Below are 16,901 nucleotides of genomic sequence, written 5' to 3' on the forward strand. Positions count from 1 at the left end.
AAAACCTGATCGTCCGTATGGATGATCAGGTTTTGTCTGCCGCAGTCTTGGGATCTGCCTGATGATTTTACCAGATCCGATCCTCAGTCAGACGTAAATTTTGCCCTCAAAACGTGACGATGGCCTTAAGTCCCTTCAGACCGGATCAGATCAGGATGTTAATGACGCACCGTTTGAATTAATCACTTCCTGATACCAGAAGAAACTTTTCTTACGGCGGCGCTCCAGCGTGCCATTGCCCTGATCGTCGCGGTCTACATAGATATAACCATAACGCTTGGAGAATTCCGCTTTCGAGGCGCTGACCAGATCAATCGGTCCCCAGCTGGTGTAACCCATCACTTCCACGCCGTCTTCAATGGCTTCACGCACCTGAACCAGATGGTCATTGATGTACTGAATACGGTAATCATCATTAATGCTGCCGTCAGCTTCGACTTTATCCCGCGCACCCAAACCGTTTTCCACAATAAATAGCGGTTTCTGATAACGGTCATAAAGCTCATTCATTAAGAAGCGCAACCCTTCCGGGTCAATCTGCCATCCCCATTCGGAACTTTGCAGATGCGGGTTGGGCACCATATTTAATATATTGGCACGCGCTTTAATATTTTGTTCTTCATCCGTGGTGACACAACCGGTCATGTAATAACTGAATGAGATAAAGTCGACGGTTTCTTTCAACGCGGCTTTATCTTCAGAAGTAATATTAATTTCCATGCCGCGGTCTTTAAAGAAACGCGGCATATAAGCCGGATACGCGCCACGCACCTGAACATCGCCGAAGAATAACCAGTCGCGGTTCTGCTGCAAGGTTTCCATCATATCGGCCGGTTTGCAGGTCAGCGGATACAGCATTCCGCCAAGCAGCATATTGCCGATTTTGCCGTCAGGAATGATCTCGTGACAGGCTTTTACCGCTTTGGCACTGGCAACCAGCTGATGGTGAATGGCCTGATAGATATCCTGTTTGCTGCTGTCTTCCGGCAATCCGACGCCGGTAAACGGCGCATGCAGCGACATATTGATTTCGTTAAAGGTCAGCCAGTGTTTGACTTTATCTTTATAACGGGTGAACACCGTGCGGGCGTAATTCTCGAAGAAACCGATGGTATCGCGGCTGCCCCAGCCACCGTGTTTTTTTACGATGCCGTACGGCATTTCGTAGTGAGAAAGCGTCACCAGCGGTGTAATACCGTATTTTGCCATCTCATCAAACAGTCGGTCGTAGAATGCCAGCCCCGCTTCGTTCGGCTGCGATTCATCCCCCTGAGGGAAGATACGCGTCCAGGCGATTGAGGTACGCAATACGGTAAAACCCATTTCAGCGAACAATTTCATATCTTGCGGATAACGGTGGTAGAAATCGATGGCGACATCTTTCACGCCGAAATCCCCTTCCGTGCGTTCCTGCACCGGGCCGAAAACACCCTGCGGTTGCAGATCCGATGTGGATAAGCCTTTACCGTCGGTCAGGTAAGCCCCTTCAACCTGATTAGCGGCAACGGCTCCGCCCCATAAAAATCCGTTTGGAAATGGCTTGTTCATATGAACCTCCTGGCTCTGTTCGTTAGCGTAATAAAGTCAGTAAAAGGGTTTGTTCGCTGGCGTCCTGTCCGACACCGGCCGGAATGACGTCGAGATAATCGTCGCTGTTGGTGACCAGCACCGGCGTTGTCAGGTCGTAACCGGCATCAGTGATCCCCTGCACGTCGAATTCCAGCAACAAATCGCCCTGCTTCACCACCGCATCGACGTCAACGTGTGGCGTAAAGAATTTGCCGTCGAGCTTCACCGTATCGATGCCGACGTGGATCAGAATTTCTGCGCCGTCTGCCGATTCAATTCCGATGGCGTGATGGGTTTTGAACAGTGAAACCACCGTGCCGTCTACCGGTGAGACCACCCTTCCGGCGACAGGCACAATGGCCACACCTTTACCCAGCAGGCCGCTGGCGAATGTCGGATCTTTCACTGTGTCGAGTGCGATACACGGTCCGCTCATCGGGCTGGCGATCAGCGTTTTGCCGCGCGGCGCCTGTAACGCATCGGCCTGGGCCTTTTCGCTGACTTCCGGCGCGACCGCTTCTTGTTTTACACCGAAGAAATAAGTCGCCAGTGCGGCAAACAACAGCGCAATCAGGGTGCCGGCAATCCCGGCGGTCACTGTTTTATCAAAACCAGTGGGCGGAATAATCTGGGTAAACGTGAAGACACTGGGGAAACCGAAGGAATACGCCGTGGTCTGGAAGTAACCGAGCACCGCAGCGCCGAGCGCACCGCCGACGCAGCCGAAAATAAAAGGACGCCGATGCGGCAGGGTGATGCCATACACCGCCGGTTCCGTGATACCGAAAATCCCGGCGCTGATCGCCGACCCTGACAATGCTCGGGTACGGACATCTTTGGTCCGCAGCATCACACCCGCGACCGCACCAACCTGTCCCATCACCGCAGGCAGTAACAGCGGCAGCATGGTGTCATGGCCGAGCACGCTGAAGTTGTTGATCATCAACGGCACCAGCCCCCAGTGCAGACCGAAGATCACACAGACCTGCCACAGTGCGCCCATAAAGGCACCGGCGACCATCGGGCTGACGTGATAAACAAACTGGTAGCCATGGGCCAGTTGCTGACTGGCCCAGGTCGCGACCGGCCCGATAACCAGGAATGTCAGCGGCACAATCACCATCAGGCAGATCAGCGGTGTGATGAAGTTACGCAGCGCGCCGGGTAAAATTTTCATCGACTGCTTTTCCAGCCAGCTCGATGCCCACGCGGCCAGAATCACCGGAATGACCGAAGAGGTATAATTGATAAAGACCAGCGGGATGCCTAAGAAATGCTCGCTGTGCGCGCCGGACTGCTGCACATCAAATGCGGCGATCATCAGCGGGTGAACCATCGCGCCGCCAATCATCATGGTCACAAACGGATTACCGCCGAATTTTTTACCGGCGGTATAACCGATCACCAGCGGGAAGAAATAAAACATAGCGTCGCTGGCGGCAAACCAGACTTTATAGGTACCGCTTTCCGGTACCATCCAGCCACAGGCCAGCGCCAGCGCCAGAAAACCTTTGAGGATCCCCGATGCCGCCATAATGCCGATAAACGGCGTGAATATGCCGGAAATGACATCAATGGCACGGGCAAACACACTGCCGTTATCACCCCTGTCGTCATCGCTGCCGTCTGAAAGCGCACTGCCTCTCACCAGCGCTTCATAGACGGCACCGACGTGATTGCCAATCACCACCTGAAACTGACCACCGCTCTCGACCACCATGATCACGCCCGGATTTTCTTTCAGCCCGGCAGCATCGGCTTTGCGGGTATCTTTTAGCTTGAAGCGTAAACGGGTGGCACAATGCACCACACTGTTGACGTTTTCCTTTCCGCCCACTCCGCGGAGAATTTCGTCGGCTAATGTTCTGTATTCCATAGTGTCATCTCATCAGAGTAAGGGCGTCGTGCACGACATTGCCGTTGTATTTCAAAGGGGCGGCCTGCCCCTGAATTCAGGCCAAAAAAAAAACCTAAACGTCCGGTCTCTTCGTCATACACGAAGAAACGAGAAGTTTAGGTTTTGCCTGTCAGACAGTAACAATCCTGCTTTCTGAAACGGATTCTCTGGCGAATCGGAAACAGAAACAAGTCGTAATATCCGCCGGATGATGAAATTGTGATCGGCTTCAGAATTTGTGCAGACTGACGCCCGTCCCTGAGCCTCGGTCTTTTTTGTCCTGACTAACGCAGCCCCGCCACCGTAAATCCGCCATCGACCAGCAGATTCTGACCGGTCACAAATCGCGCTTCATCACTGCACAACCACGCCACAACATCCGCGACATCTGCCGGTTCGCCCACGCGCCCTGCGGGTGTCAGGCGTACAAAAGGGATCAGCGTTTCTTCATTTGCGCCCATCCGCCGCGCCATCGGGGTATCGATAATGCCGGGATTAACGTTATTGATGCGGATATTCTGCGCACCGGTTTCCAGCGCTATAGCGCGGATCATCGCGTCAAGCCCGCCTTTGCTGGCGGAATACGCAGCAGAGCCAATACTGGCTCCGTGCGCCAGCCAGGAGGAGGTATTCACAATCGCACCGCCACGCCCTGCGGCGGTCATGGCTTCCAGCTGATATTTCACTGACAGCCAGACGCCTTTCAGATTGGTGGCAATCACCCGGTCAAATTCCGCTTCTGTCATGTCACTGACTGGCGCAAAACCTTCCACACCCGCATTATTAAACGCGGCGTCCAGTCGCCCGTAATGCGCCAGCGTCGCGGCAATAAGATGCCGGACCTGTGCGCTGTCTGACACATCGGTCGGCACCGCCAGGGCATCACCGCCCCGTTCGCGGATCATCATCACCGTTTCCTGGAGCGCCGTTTCCCGTCTTCCTGCCACCACGACTTTCGCACCATCGCGTGAAAACGCCAGTGCGGCTGCCCGCCCGATGCCTGAGCCACCGCCCGTGACCAGCGCAACCCGCCCCTGTAACCGTAATGTTTGCGACATATTTTTCTCCGTTGATGAATTTTCCAAACCGAGGCCTGACTATAAGCGCATTGATTATTGTGAATAAGCCATGTTATATCGCATGCTTTACTGGCTTTTATTCATCAATAGGAAACTGATGCGCACCCACGAATTCGGAGAACTGAGAGCATTTGTCGCCGTAGCGGAAGAGAAGAGTTTCCGCAAAGCCGCGGCGCGGCTAAATTTAACCGCTTCAACGCTGAGCCATTCCTTACGTTCGCTGGAAGAGCGTCTGGGCGTCAGATTGCTGAACCGCACAACGCGGCAGGTATCGCCCACCGAAGCGGGTTACGCATTGCTGGCGGAAGTGGTGCCAGCATTATCAGTCATCTCTGATGCGATGGAGAAAGTGAACGCTTTACGGGGGATACCCAAAGGCACGGTGCGTATTAATACGCCACGCATCGCTGCTGACATGGTTTTCCTGCCGCAGTTGCCCAAATTTTGTCAGACGTTCCCGGATATCACGCTGGAACTTGCCACCAATGACGGTTTCGTGGACATCATCAGTGAGGGGTTTGATGCAGGCGTACGCATCCGGGGCGATGTTCAGCAGGACATGAGTGCGGTACGCCTGACCGCCGATTTTCACTCTGCGGTGTACGGTTCGCCGGATTATTTCGCCCGCTGTCCGCAACCACAAACGCCTGCCGATTTGAAAAACCATGCCTGCATTGGGCGTCGGGAAATTGCCAGCGGTTCGCTGTACCGCTGGGAGTTCGAAAAAAATGGGCGACAGATTACCGTGCCCGTCAGCGGGCCGCTGGTGGTCGACAGCGTCAGCATGATGACCCGCATTGCGCTCGATGGAATCGGGCTGGTGTACAGCGCGCAGAGTGCTGAACATGATGCGCTGGTGGCGGAAGGTAAGCTGATCCGGGTGCTTGAAGACTGGTCGGTCACCTTTCCCGGATTCTTTCTCTATTACCCCGGCCACCGCCAGTTACCCGCCGCATTAAAAGCGGTGACCGGTTATTTCCGCTGGCAGGAAGAGTGATAACCCCCCTGTCTCAGCCCATTCACCGGAGATGGCATCCCGCTCAACGCGGGCCTTTGCCAGTCCGGATCCCCGCGCCGATGAAGCAAACACCGCCGTCAGTTTGATCCCGTTCACAAATAAAAAACAAAATCAAAAAACGTAAATTGCATATTCATTTCCTCAATTGTTTACCTGAGTTCTATTCACAATACTTTTGGCACCATTTTACTTCCCAGGCTGTTTATCTTTTTTTCCGTTAAAGACATGAATTATTTTCCGTCGGTTATCTCTCCTTACAGAAAGCAGGTAACAAATAATGGTGATCACTCCGGTTCTTTCAGTAAAAGATAAGATTGGCTACGGACTCGGCGATATGGCCAGTGCGCTGGTCTGGCAAACTGCGACTTTATTTCTCGCTTATTTCTACACGGATGTTTTTGGTTTACCCGCCGCGATCATGGGCACACTATTTTTAGTGGTACGCGCCGTGGATGCCTGCGTAGATCCCTGCATCGGTGCGCTGGTTGATCGCACCACAACACGCTACGGGAAATTCCGTCCGTGGCTGCTGTGGTTTGCAATACCGTTTGGGGTCTGTTGCCTGATCACATTTTATGTACCAGACATATCACCGACCGGGAAAATTATTTATGCAGCAGTCACTTATACATTACTCAGCCTGGTGTATTCCGCCATCAATGTGCCGTATTGTGCCATGCCGGGGGCGTTAACACTCGACCCGCGCGAACGCCATTCGCTGCAGTCGTGGCGCTTCGGACTGTCATTTGTCGGGGGTCTGGTGGTGACAGTGATCGCCCTGCCGCTGGTGGCAAAACTCGGCGCAGGTAACCCGCAGAAAGGCTATTTCTATGCCATGAGCCTGATGGGATTACTCGGTATCGTATTATTTTTTTGTTGTTTCGGACTGACGCGTGAACGTTATCAACCGCGCAATGACACCTCCGGTTCAATGCTGAGCGACCTGAAATTACTGTGGAATAACTCACAATGGCGCATTGTTTTTATTTTTAATATCTTACTATTATGTGCCGTCGTTATCCGTGGTTCCGCCACCATGTATTATGTGAAATATGTGCTAGGCCGCCCGGATCTGATTTTTAATTTTATTGTTTTTGGCATGATCGCCTCGTTATTTGGCGCACTATTGTCTGAGAAAATACTGGGTAAATTCGACCGGATTAAATCCTATCAATGGACAATTCTGACTTTTGTGGTGTGTAATGCAGCGATTTTCTTTATTCCCTCCCCTTCCGTCAGTCTTATTTTCGCCCTGAATCTTGTGTTCAGTTTTATCCAAAACCTGACCACGCCGCTGCAATGGACGATGTTCTCCGACGTTGTGGATCACGAAGAATCCCGCACCGGCCGCCGGCTTGACGGGCTGGTATTCTCCACTGCGCTGTTTGCCATCAAATTCGGGCTGGCACTGGGCGGTGCCATCGTCGGCTGGGTGCTTGGTATGGTCGGTTACCTGCCGAACGGCGCCACGCAAAGTGCTTCGGTGATGTTGACCATCAGTTCACTGTTCACACTGGTGCCCTGTGCGTTATTCCTGCTGATGGCCGCGCTGCTTTTTACCTACAAACTCAACAGCCGCACCATGCAAACTATCGCCTTATCCCTCGCAACGCGACGTTCTTTCGGGGGCGACGATGACCCCGTGCTCAGCGGTTCACGCCCTTTGATTAATCAAGGAGATGTAAGATGACTTATCTTTATCAGGATGCTTCACAGCCCGTTGCCCGCCGCGTCGCCGATCTTCTGGCACGCATGACGCCGGAGGAAAAATTCGCGCAGATGCATGCGTTCTGGCTGATCCTCGACAGCAACGGCAATCACAAAGAACGTACCGATCTGAGCGATGATTTTTCTGGTCACAAACAGAGTCAGGCGCTGGAACAGCAACTGGCACTTGGCGCCGGGCAAATCACCCGTCCGCTCGGCACGCACGTGGTCAGCCCGGCAGAAGGCGTACAGGCGCTGAACCGGCTGCAAAAAACGCTGGTAGAAGACACCCGGCTGGGTATTCCGGCGATGTTCCACGAAGAATGTCTGGTCGGCTTATTGTGCAAAGACGCCACACTGTTTCCCTCGTCCCTGAGCTACGCCTTAACGTGGGATCCGCAACTGATGGAGCAAATTGCAGGTGCTATCCGTCAGGAAGCACAAAGCGTTGGTTGTCATCAGGGGCTGGCACCGGTTCTGGATGTGTCGCGCGATGTGCGCTGGGGACGTACCGAAGAAACCTTTGGTGAAGACCCGTATCTGGTCGGCGTGATGGCGACCGCTTACGTGCGCGGATTACAGGGCGAAGCGCGGGACCTGCTGGCCACGCTGAAACATTATGTCGGGCACTCTTTCAGCGAAGGCGCGCGCAACCATGCGCCGGTTCATCTTGGTTTTCGCGAGCTGAATGACACTTTCCTGCTGCCGTTTGAGATGGCGGTGAAGCTGGCGAATGCCGGTTCGGTGATGCCTGCATATCACGACATTGATGGTCAGCCTTGCCACAGCGATCACTTCCTGCTGACCGAAATCTTGCGTGAACAATGGGGGTTCGACGGTCTGATTGTTGCCGATTACGGTGGTGTCAGCCTGCTGCATCAGCATCACGGTGTCAGCCACGACGATGCCGAATCCGCCGCGCTGTCGTTCAATGCGGGTCTGGATATTGAATTACCGAAAGGTGACTGCGCACAACATCTGGCGGATGCCGTTTCGCGTGGCCTGATTGATATGGCGAAAATTGACGAAATTGTCGCACGCGTGCTGACTGAAAAATTTCGCCTTGGCCTGTTTGAACAGCCTTACGCCATTGAGCCTGAGCCGCAGCTTCAGCAACCTGCCACGCGGGAACTGGCCTGGAAAGCCGCGGTCCGCTCAATCACTCTGCTGGAAAATAATGGCATTCTGCCGCTGAAACCCACATCCGGCCAAAAAATCGCGGTGATCGGCCCGACGGCAGATGATCCTCTGGCGTTGCTCAGCGGTTACAGTTTCCCGGTGCATCTGATCATCAGCGAAATGGAAGCGCAGACGGAACAGATCACCACGCCGTTACAGGCCTTGCGTGACGCCTACGGCGAGCAAAATATCCGTTATACCAAAGGTTGCCATATTCTTGAAAAACGCACAGCGGGCGCGCCGGTCTTCCCCGGCGATGCCGCAACACCCATGCAAAACTCGCCGGTATCACGAAGTACCGCGCTGATCCCGCAGGCCGTAAAACTGGCGCAGGAAAGTGACGTCGCGCTGGTGTTTGTCGGCGATCTGGCCGGTTTATTCCAGAGCGGTACTGTCGGCGAAGGCTCTGATACAGACAGCCTGCAACTGCCGGGCGTTCAGCAGCAGTTGCTGGAAGCCGTGATCGCAACCGGCAAACCGACCATTGTGATAATGACCGGGGGTCGTCCGTATTCCCTTGGCGGGCTGGAAGAAAAAGTCGCCGGATACCTGATGGCATTTGCACCCGGACAGGAAGGGGGACGCGCCATCAGCGACATTATCAGTGGCAAACAGGCTCCGTCCGGGCGGCTGGTGGTTTCCGTACCGAAAAGCGCCGGTGCGATGCCGTATTACTACAATCACAAACTGAAAAGTGGCGGCACGCCGATCGCCTTCCACTTTGGCGCAAAATACCCGTTTGGCTACGGACTGAGCGGCACCACGTTCCGCTATCACGACCTGCAACTCAATCAGCAACCGGTCGCCATCGAAAATGGCGATATTGCAGTACAAATCAAAGTCACCAATACCGGAAATCAGGCGGGCAGCGAGGTGGTGCAGGTTTATCTGCGTGACTGTGTGGCATCACTGGTACGCCCGATGCAGGAACTCAAAGCCTTTGAACGCGTTGAACTGGATGCCGGACAAACTGCGACGCTCAGTTTCAGCATTCCGACCGATATGCTGAATTTCACCAGTCACGCCGGTAAGCGCATCGTCGAACCGGGTTCTGTTGAAGTTCAGGTGGGCTCTTCAAGCGCCGATATTCATGCAACAGGAAAGGTGATTCTGGCGGGTGAAGTACGCGAGTTGCCACGTAACTGGCGGATGGTCAGCCGCTGTGAAGTCAGTCGTTAATACCTGATGAGGGAAAGCAAAACGGACGCTCAGGGCGTCCGTTTTTTTATGCTCAGGAGATCTGTTACTCAGATTCTCTGGCAATACCGAAATGCTTATACGCATGATTGGTCGCCATACGCCCGCGCGGTGTGCGCTGAATAAACCCCTGCTGGATCAGGAAGGGTTCGATGACGTCTTCAATCGTCTCGCGCTCTTCGCCAATCGCCGCGGCTAAGTTATCCAGCCCGACCGGCCCGCCGCTGAACTTATCGATAATGGCCAGCAACAGTTTGCGGTCCATGTAATCGAAACCTTCGGCATCAACATCCAGCATATCCAGCGCGCCGTTAGCCACATCACCATTAATGGTACCGTCGCCTTTCACTTCCGCGAAGTCACGCACACGGCGTAATAAGCGGTTAGCGATACGCGGCGTTCCGCGTGAACGGCGGGCTATCTGATGCGCGCCCTCTTCCGACAACTCCAGCCCGAGGCAGGAGGCGCTACGCCCGACGATGTGCTGCAAATCAGCCACCTGATAGAACTCCAGACGCTGTACGATACCGAAACGGTCACGTAACGGTGACGTCAGGGAACCGGCGCGGGTCGTCGCACCAATCAGGGTAAACGGCGGTAAATCGAGTTTGATGGAGCGTGCCGCAGGACCTTCACCAATCATGATATCCAGCTGATAGTCTTCCATCGCCGGATAGAGAATTTCTTCGACGACCGGTGAGAGACGGTGGATTTCATCAATAAAAAGCACATCATGCGGCTCGAGGTTGGTCAGCATCGCGGCCAGATCACCGGCTTTTTCCAGCACCGGCCCCGACGTGGTACGTAAATTCACGCCCATCTCGTTCGCCACGATGTTGGCCAGCGTGGTTTTACCCAGTCCCGGCGGTCCGAAAATCAACAGGTGATCGAGCGCATCTTTGCGTTGCTTAGCCGCCTGAATAAAGATTTCCATTTGCGAACGCACATGCGGCTGTCCAACGTATTCGCTGAGCAACTTCGGGCGGATCGCACGGTCAATGACCTCTTCTTCACTGAAAACTTCGGAAGAAATCAGGCGGTCAGCTTCAATCATCGTTTACCTCACAGCGCTGCGCGCAGCGCTTCTCTAATCAACGTTTCAGATTCTGCGCCCGGTTTGGCCACCTTGCTGATCATGCGGCTGGCTTCCGGTGGTTTATATCCGAGGGATATCAGGGCTGCAACGGCTTCGCCTTCGGCGTCAGATTCTTTAGCTTTCGACGCCGATGCAGGTAGCGTGATATCAGTATGATTGTTAAATAGATCACCGTTTAATCCTTTAAACCGGTCTTTCATTTCGACGACCAGGCGTTCTGCGGTTTTCTTACCGACGCCAGGTAACTTAATTAATGCGGTGATTTCTTCCTTTTCTACCGCACTGACAAACTGCTGCGCCGACATGCCTGACAGAATCGCCAGCGCCAGCTTCGGCCCAACGCCGTTGACTTTAATCAGCTCGCGAAACAGCGCGCGCTCTTGTTTATCGTTAAATCCGTAGAGCAACTGGGCATCTTCACGGACGATAAATTGCGTGAAGATGATAGCTTCCTGACCCAGTTCCGGCAATTCATAAAAACAGGTCATCGGCATATGCACTTCATAGCCCACGCCGTTGGTTTCAAGCAGCACCAAAGGGGGCTGTTTTTCCAGAATAATGCCTCGTAGTCTGCCTATCACGTTCATTTTCCTTATCAGGTCAAAAGCAGCGATGTTTATATCATAAAAAAGGCTGGATGGATATCCAGCCTAATGGACTTGCGGCGTCTATCGCATACGTCCGCGCGCCATCTGTAATTTGTCACTGCTGAGCCGGATAGCATTCTGGCTCATATGACAATGCGTTATGGCAATTGCCAGCGCATCGGCGGCATCGGCCTGCGGGTTAGCCGGTAATTTCAGGATTGACCGCACCATATGCTGAACCTGCGCTTTTTCTGCCGCACCGGTACCGACCACGGTCTGTTTGACCTGCCTCGCCGCATACTCAAACACCGGCAGATCCTGATTGACAGCAGCGACAATTGCCGCACCGCGTGCCTGCCCGAGCTTTAACGCGGAGTCAGCGTTCTTCGCCATAAACACGGATTCGATGGCAAAAAAATCAGGCTGAAATTGCGTAATGATTTCCGACACACCGGCGTAAATCAGTTTCAGACGTCCCGGCATATCGTCCACCACGGTGCGGATGCAGCCGCTGCCGAGATAGCTGAGCTGACGCCCTGTCTGGCGGATAATGCCATAGCCGGTAATACGCGAACCGGGGTCGATCCCCAGAATAATAGCCATAGCCAGTCAACGCCTTGTGTTGTCGTTTTTTTGGAAAGTTGGGGAGAGTATAAACTGCTGAGGGACAACAGGATAGCCAGCCGGTGGTAGCCACCGGCGGCACTGAGATTACAGGGTTTCTGCGATCTCGTCGGAGATTTCACCGTTGTGGTAAACCTCCTGCACATCGTCACAATCTTCCAGCATGTCGATCAGGCGCAACAGTTTAGGTGCAGTTTCTGCATCCATGTCGGCTTTGGTCGATGGGATCATCGTGACTTCAGCGGAATCAGCTTTGTAACCGGCGGCTTCCAGCGCATCTTTCACTTCGCCCAGATTTTCCCAGGCAGTGAACACATCGATAGCGCCATCATCGTAAGAAATGATGTCTTCAGCACCCGCTTCAAGCGCGGCTTCCATCAGCACGTCTTCATCCAGACCAGGAGCGAAAGTGATCACGCCTTTTTTGGAGAACAGATAAGCCACGGAACCGTCGGTACCCAGATTGCCACCGGTTTTGGTGAAGGCATGACGCACTTCTGCCACGGTACGGTTGCGGTTATCACTCAGACATTCAACCATGATGGCTGAACCGCCAGGACCGTAACCTTCATAAATGATGGTTTCCATGTTGGTGTCTTCGTCACCGCCCACGCCACGTGCGATAGCCCGGTTGAGGGTATCGCGGGTCATGTTGTTGGACAGCGCTTTATCGATAGCCGCACGCAGACGTGGGTTTGAACCCGCATCGCCGCCACCCAGACGCGCAGCGGTAACCAGCTCACGAATGATTTTGGTAAAAATTTTGCCGCGTTTAGAATCTTGCGCCGCTTTGCGGTGCTTGGTATTGGCCCACTTACTGTGACCTGCCATAAATATCTCCAAAAAGTCTAAAGTCTTAACAGACCGAATAGTTTACAAATTCTTCAATCGCCTGCTGGTTGCTCGGGGAGACTGTCAGCGCTGCCGCTGCCAGTTTATCGAGCCACCGGTACGCATGATGTTCGGTGAGAACCACATCACGCTCGTCGGGTAACGCCAGACAGAACCAATGTTCTTTATTGCGGGTCACACCGGGAGCATAGCGATGGCGCAAATGCGCAAATATTTCAAAGTCCTCGCAGCGATGGCAGTCCTGCAGAGTCAGGTTTTCACCTGCAATGTCGATACCGACCTCTTCCATGACTTCACGCTGCGTGGTTTGATTTGGGGATTCCCCGTCTTCCAGACTGCCGGTCACCGACTGCCAGAAATTCGGGTCATCCTTTCGTTGAAGCATCAGCACCCTGCCGGTGTTTCTGGCGTAGATGACGCACAGTATCGACTCAGGACGCTTATAGCTCATTAGTTATTCTCTGTATTTGTGTCTGGTGTCACTTCTTTTTTCGCCACAACCGCAATGCCCAGTTCCAGCAGCGACGCAGGGTTGGCAAAACTTGGCGCTTCGGTCATCAGACACGCCGCAGCGGTAGTTTTCGGGAAGGCGATCACGTCACGGATGTTATCCGTGCCGGTCAGCAACATCACCAGACGATCGAGACCAAATGCCAGACCGGCGTGCGGAGGCGTACCGTATTTCAGGGCGTCGAGCAGGAAGCCGAATTTCTCGCGCTGTTCGTGCTCGTTAATACCCAGAATGCTGAACACGGTCTGCTGCATTTCGCTGCGGTGAATACGCACAGAACCGCCGCCCACTTCGTAGCCGTTGATCACCATGTCGTAGGCGTTAGCGATAGCAGAAACCGGGTTCGCTGCCAGTTCTTCTGCGCTCATGTCTTTTGGTGCAGTGAACGGGTGGTGCATAGCGCTCAGGCCGCCTTCGTCAGTGTCTTCAAACATCGGGAAGTCGATCACCCACAGCGGAGCCCACATGTCTTCTTTAGTGATTTTCAGGTCACGGCCGACTTTAAGGCGCAGTGCGCCAATCGCGTCAGTCACAATCTTCGCGCTGGCTGCGCCGAAGAAGATCATGTCGCCATCCTGTGCACCAGTGCGTGCGATCAAGGCAGCCAGCAGTTCTTCATTCAGGAATTTAGCCACCGGGCTCTGGATACCTTCCAGGCCTTTCGCCACTTCATTCACTTTGATATAAGCCAGGCCTTTCGCACCGTAGATTTCGATGAATTTGGCGTATTCGTCAATTTGTTTACGGCTCAGGGAGGCACCGCCCGGAACGCGCAATGCAGCCACGCGGCCTTTCGGATCGTTGGCCGGATCAGCAAACACTTTGAACTCGATGTTTTTCATCAGGTCCGCAACATCCACCATTTCCATCGGGTTGCGCAGGTCCGGTTTATCAGAACCGTAGCGACGCATGGCCTCTGCGAAGGTCATGATCGGGAAGTCGCCCAGATCCACGCCTTTCACTTCCTGCCACAGTTCACGGGCCAGTTTCTCCATCACTTCGCGCACTTGTTCGGCGCTCATGAAAGAGGTTTCCACATCGATCTGGGTGAATTCAGGCTGACGGTCAGCACGTAAATCTTCGTCACGGAAGCATTTTACGATCTGATAATAACGATCAAAACCAGACATCATCAGCAGTTGTTTGAACAGCTGAGGAGACTGCGGCAAGGCGTAGAACTTACCTTTGTGCACACGGCTTGGCACCAGATAGTCACGCGCGCCTTCCGGTGTAGCTTTGGTCAGCATCGGAGTTTCGATGTCGAGGAAGTCATGGCTGTCCATGAAACGGCGTACGAAGCTGGTGATTTTTGCACGCGCTTTCAGGCGGTTAGCCATTTCAGGGCGACGCAAATCCAGATAGCGGTATTTCAGACGCGCTTCTTCAGTGTTGACGTGGTTGGAGTCCAGCGGCAGCGATTCTGAACGGTTGATAATGTTCAGATTACTGGCGAACACTTCCACTTCACCGGTCGCCATGTCTTTATTGAACTGGCTTTCCGGACGTGCACGCACGGTGCCGGTTAACTGGATGCAGAACTCGTTACGCAGTTCAGACGCCAGCTTGTAGGCTTCTGCCTGATCGGGGTCGAAGAAAACCTGAACGATGCCTTCGCGGTCACGCATATCGATGAAAATCAAACCACCCAAATCGCGGCGACGGTTAACCCAGCCACACAATGTTACTTCCTGGCCCACATTGGACGCATTCAGTTTTCCACAATATACAGTACGCATAACGGTATCCTTTTGATCCCACTACCCGGCCTCATGGCTCACAGGCACAGAAACGGTTATTGACTCTGGTCGCCCGCCGCAAAACTCAGCAGCGCACGGAATGGGTTTTATTCAGGTCGAAAAAAGGCGGCTATTATAAAGGAATTTCCGGCGAAGGATAAGTGCGAACACGTCAACGCTGGCGCGGAAATTCACTCGTGTTGCTGGCTACACATAATTTAACAAAATTATATCTTTTTGCTCCCCGCGCTAGCATAGACTCACGCAATCCCCTTTGTACACGCACTAAATGATTCCTTTCTCTCATTACCCATTTTGAAAACCGGGAGCTAAACATGAAACTTGATCCAAAAAACACCGCGCTGGTACTGATTGACTTACAGAAAGGAATTTTACCGTTCGCAGGCGGCCCGCACACCGCACAGCAGGTGCTGGATAATGCCACTGAACTGGTAACCCGTTTCCGTAAACTGGGTGCGCCGGTCGTCATGGTGCGCGTGGGCTGGTCTGACTCTTTTGACGAAGCGCTGAAACAACCGGTTGATGTCCCTGCGGCTGCGCCGGAAGGCGGTTTACCGGCAAGCTGGTGGGAATTCCCGGAACAACTGGGCGTAACCGACAGCGATCTGCTGGTGATCAAACGTCAGTGGGGCGCGTTTTACGGCACCGATCTGGATTTACAACTGCGCCGCCGCGGCATTAAAAGCATCGTGCTTGCCGGTATTTCCACCAACATCGGCGTGGAATCTACGGCCCGTAATGCCTGGGAACATGGCTATGAACTGGTGATCGCAGAAGATGCGTGCAGCGCACACAACAATGACCATCATCAGTCCAGCATGCAGTTTATTTTCCCGCGTATCAGCCGCGTACGTTCCACTGCCGAAGTGCTTGCTGCGTTACCAGAGTAACGTTACCCTGATTTTCATGCCTGAACGCCGCCCGCTGAGGCGGCGTTTTATTTGGGATTTGGCCCGGAAAAGGGAGCATCGATATGTATATTGGTTTACCGCAATGGCATCACAGCGCCTGGGCAAAGATGGGTTTACGTGATCTGGCCGATTACGCGCGGTACTTCAATTGCGTCGAAGGCAATACCACGTTTTACGCCCTGCCCAAACAGGAAGTGGTGATGCGCTGGCGTGATATGACGCCTGAGTCTTTCCGTTTTTGTTTTAAATTTCCTTCCATCATCAGCCATAAAGCCGCACTGGCGAATTGTCAGGAAGACGTCGATATGTTTTACCGCACGCTCGAACCGCTCGGTGAACGCATCGGCCAGCTCTGGCTGCAACTTCCTGCCGCATTTGCGCCCGTACATCTTGATCGCCTGTGGCAATTTCTTGATGCCCTGCCCGCCGGTTTCGATTACGGCGTTGAAGTGCGCCATGCGGATTTCTTCAATAAAGGTGAGGAAGAACGGGCGCTGAATCAGGGATTACATCTGCGCGGCATTAATCGTGCGATCCTTGACAGTCGCCCGGTTCACAGCTCAACCTCCACCACCGAAGCGGTGCTCGAAGCCAAACGCAAAAAACCGATACTGCCGCTGCACGCGCTGGCGACATCCTCCCGCCCGATTGTCCGCTTTATCGGCGGCGACAGTCTTGAGGCAAACCGTCCACTTTTCGGCCAGTGGATTGCAAAACTCAGCGACTGGCAATCACAGGGATTGTCACCGTATCTGTTTATTCATACGCCCGATTGTTCCGACGCGCCCCAGCAGGCACGCTACCTGTGGCAGGATCTGCGTCAGCACATTCCTTCGGTCCAGCCCGCGCCGGACTGGCCGGAGCAGGATGCGTTGTTCTAAGAATATTCAGGTTTTTCTGACGACAGTTTTATGCCT

Annotated in this window: 14 protein-coding genes; 5 read left to right on the top strand and 9 right to left on the bottom strand. The window is 53.7% G+C overall.

Translation table 11 applies throughout. The features are described from left to right. Positions 1 to 150: 150 nt before the first annotated feature. From ABIC79_RS03220 to ABIC79_RS03230, 3 genes are all read right to left on the bottom strand, one after another. Positions 151 to 1,548 carry a glycoside hydrolase family 1 protein gene (locus ABIC79_RS03220; RefSeq protein ID WP_015689682.1) on the bottom strand — a complete coding sequence of 466 codons (1,398 nt, stop codon included), beginning with the start codon at positions 1,546 to 1,548 and terminating at the stop codon, positions 151 to 153. A 22-nt stretch (positions 1,549 to 1,570) separates the two neighbouring features. Next, the gene (gene bglF / locus ABIC79_RS03225; RefSeq protein ID WP_013575044.1) at positions 1,571 to 3,445 is read right to left on the bottom strand and encodes a PTS beta-glucoside transporter subunit IIABC; all 1,875 of its coding nucleotides are present in this window, start codon (positions 3,443 to 3,445) and stop codon (positions 1,571 to 1,573) included. Positions 3,446 to 3,750: 305 nt separating this feature from the next. Then, a complete protein-coding gene (locus ABIC79_RS03230; protein ID WP_013575043.1) occupies positions 3,751 to 4,524 on the bottom strand; it encodes an SDR family NAD(P)-dependent oxidoreductase in 774 nt (257 codons plus the stop codon). Between the two features lie 118 nt (positions 4,525 to 4,642). Here ABIC79_RS03230 and ABIC79_RS03235 point away from each other — a divergent pair, with 118 nt between their 5' ends. The 3 genes from ABIC79_RS03235 to ABIC79_RS03245 all read left to right on the top strand — a co-directional run bounded on the left by ABIC79_RS03235 (position 4,643) and on the right by ABIC79_RS03245 (position 9,628). Beyond that, entirely contained in the window at positions 4,643 to 5,542 is a 900-nt protein-coding gene (locus ABIC79_RS03235) for a LysR family transcriptional regulator (RefSeq protein ID WP_354566568.1), read from the top strand. A 298-nt stretch (positions 5,543 to 5,840) separates the two neighbouring features. After that, positions 5,841 to 7,253 carry an MFS transporter gene (locus ABIC79_RS03240; protein ID WP_354566569.1) on the top strand — a complete coding sequence of 471 codons (1,413 nt, stop codon included), beginning with the start codon at positions 5,841 to 5,843 and terminating at the stop codon, positions 7,251 to 7,253. Next, a complete protein-coding gene (locus tag ABIC79_RS03245) occupies positions 7,250 to 9,628 on the top strand; it encodes a glycoside hydrolase family 3 N-terminal domain-containing protein (protein WP_354566570.1) in 2,379 nt (792 codons plus the stop codon). Before ABIC79_RS03240 ends, ABIC79_RS03245 begins: the two co-directional genes overlap by 4 nt. 64 nt (positions 9,629 to 9,692) lie before the next feature. On the opposite strand, the gene ruvB is transcribed toward ABIC79_RS03245, so the two are convergent. The 6 genes from ruvB to aspS form a co-directional block, all read right to left on the bottom strand. Continuing rightward, positions 9,693 to 10,700, bottom strand: a complete 1,008-nt coding sequence (gene ruvB, locus ABIC79_RS03250; RefSeq protein WP_037034899.1) for a Holliday junction branch migration DNA helicase RuvB — start codon at positions 10,698 to 10,700, stop codon at positions 9,693 to 9,695. 8 nt (positions 10,701 to 10,708) lie between these two features. After that, positions 10,709 to 11,323 (bottom strand): Holliday junction branch migration protein RuvA, encoded by a 615-nt coding sequence (gene ruvA / locus ABIC79_RS03255; protein ID WP_013575037.1) that lies wholly within the window; start codon positions 11,321 to 11,323, stop codon positions 10,709 to 10,711. A gap of 87 nt (positions 11,324 to 11,410) precedes the next feature. After that, entirely contained in the window at positions 11,411 to 11,932 is a 522-nt protein-coding gene (gene ruvC / locus ABIC79_RS03260; RefSeq protein WP_013575036.1) for a crossover junction endodeoxyribonuclease RuvC, read from the bottom strand. Positions 11,933 to 12,040: 108 nt separating this feature from the next. Further along, complete coding sequence (locus tag ABIC79_RS03265) at positions 12,041 to 12,784, bottom strand: YebC/PmpR family DNA-binding transcriptional regulator (RefSeq protein ID WP_013575035.1); 744 nt, start codon at positions 12,782 to 12,784, stop codon at positions 12,041 to 12,043. 25 nt (positions 12,785 to 12,809) lie between these two features. Next, positions 12,810 to 13,256 carry a dihydroneopterin triphosphate diphosphatase gene (gene nudB, locus ABIC79_RS03270; RefSeq protein WP_013575034.1) on the bottom strand — a complete coding sequence of 149 codons (447 nt, stop codon included), beginning with the start codon at positions 13,254 to 13,256 and terminating at the stop codon, positions 12,810 to 12,812. Next, positions 13,256 to 15,052, bottom strand: coding sequence for an aspartate--tRNA ligase (aspS, locus tag ABIC79_RS03275; protein WP_112151804.1), 1,797 nt, complete (start codon positions 15,050 to 15,052; stop codon positions 13,256 to 13,258). The genes nudB and aspS overlap by 1 nt, the downstream gene beginning before the upstream one ends. A gap of 335 nt (positions 15,053 to 15,387) precedes the next feature. Here aspS and ABIC79_RS03280 point away from each other — a divergent pair, with 335 nt between their 5' ends. Both ABIC79_RS03280 and ABIC79_RS03285 read left to right on the top strand, forming a co-directional pair. Beyond that, positions 15,388 to 15,963, top strand: coding sequence for a hydrolase (locus tag ABIC79_RS03280; RefSeq protein WP_354566571.1), 576 nt, complete (start codon positions 15,388 to 15,390; stop codon positions 15,961 to 15,963). An 83-nt stretch (positions 15,964 to 16,046) separates the two neighbouring features. Next, positions 16,047 to 16,865 (top strand): DUF72 domain-containing protein, encoded by an 819-nt coding sequence (locus tag ABIC79_RS03285; protein WP_131638808.1) that lies wholly within the window; start codon positions 16,047 to 16,049, stop codon positions 16,863 to 16,865. The last annotated feature ends 36 nt before the right edge of the window (positions 16,866 to 16,901 follow it).

The organism is Rahnella sp. 2050 (assembly GCF_040544515.1).
Lineage (GTDB): Bacteria > Pseudomonadota > Gammaproteobacteria > Enterobacterales > Enterobacteriaceae > Rahnella > Rahnella aceris.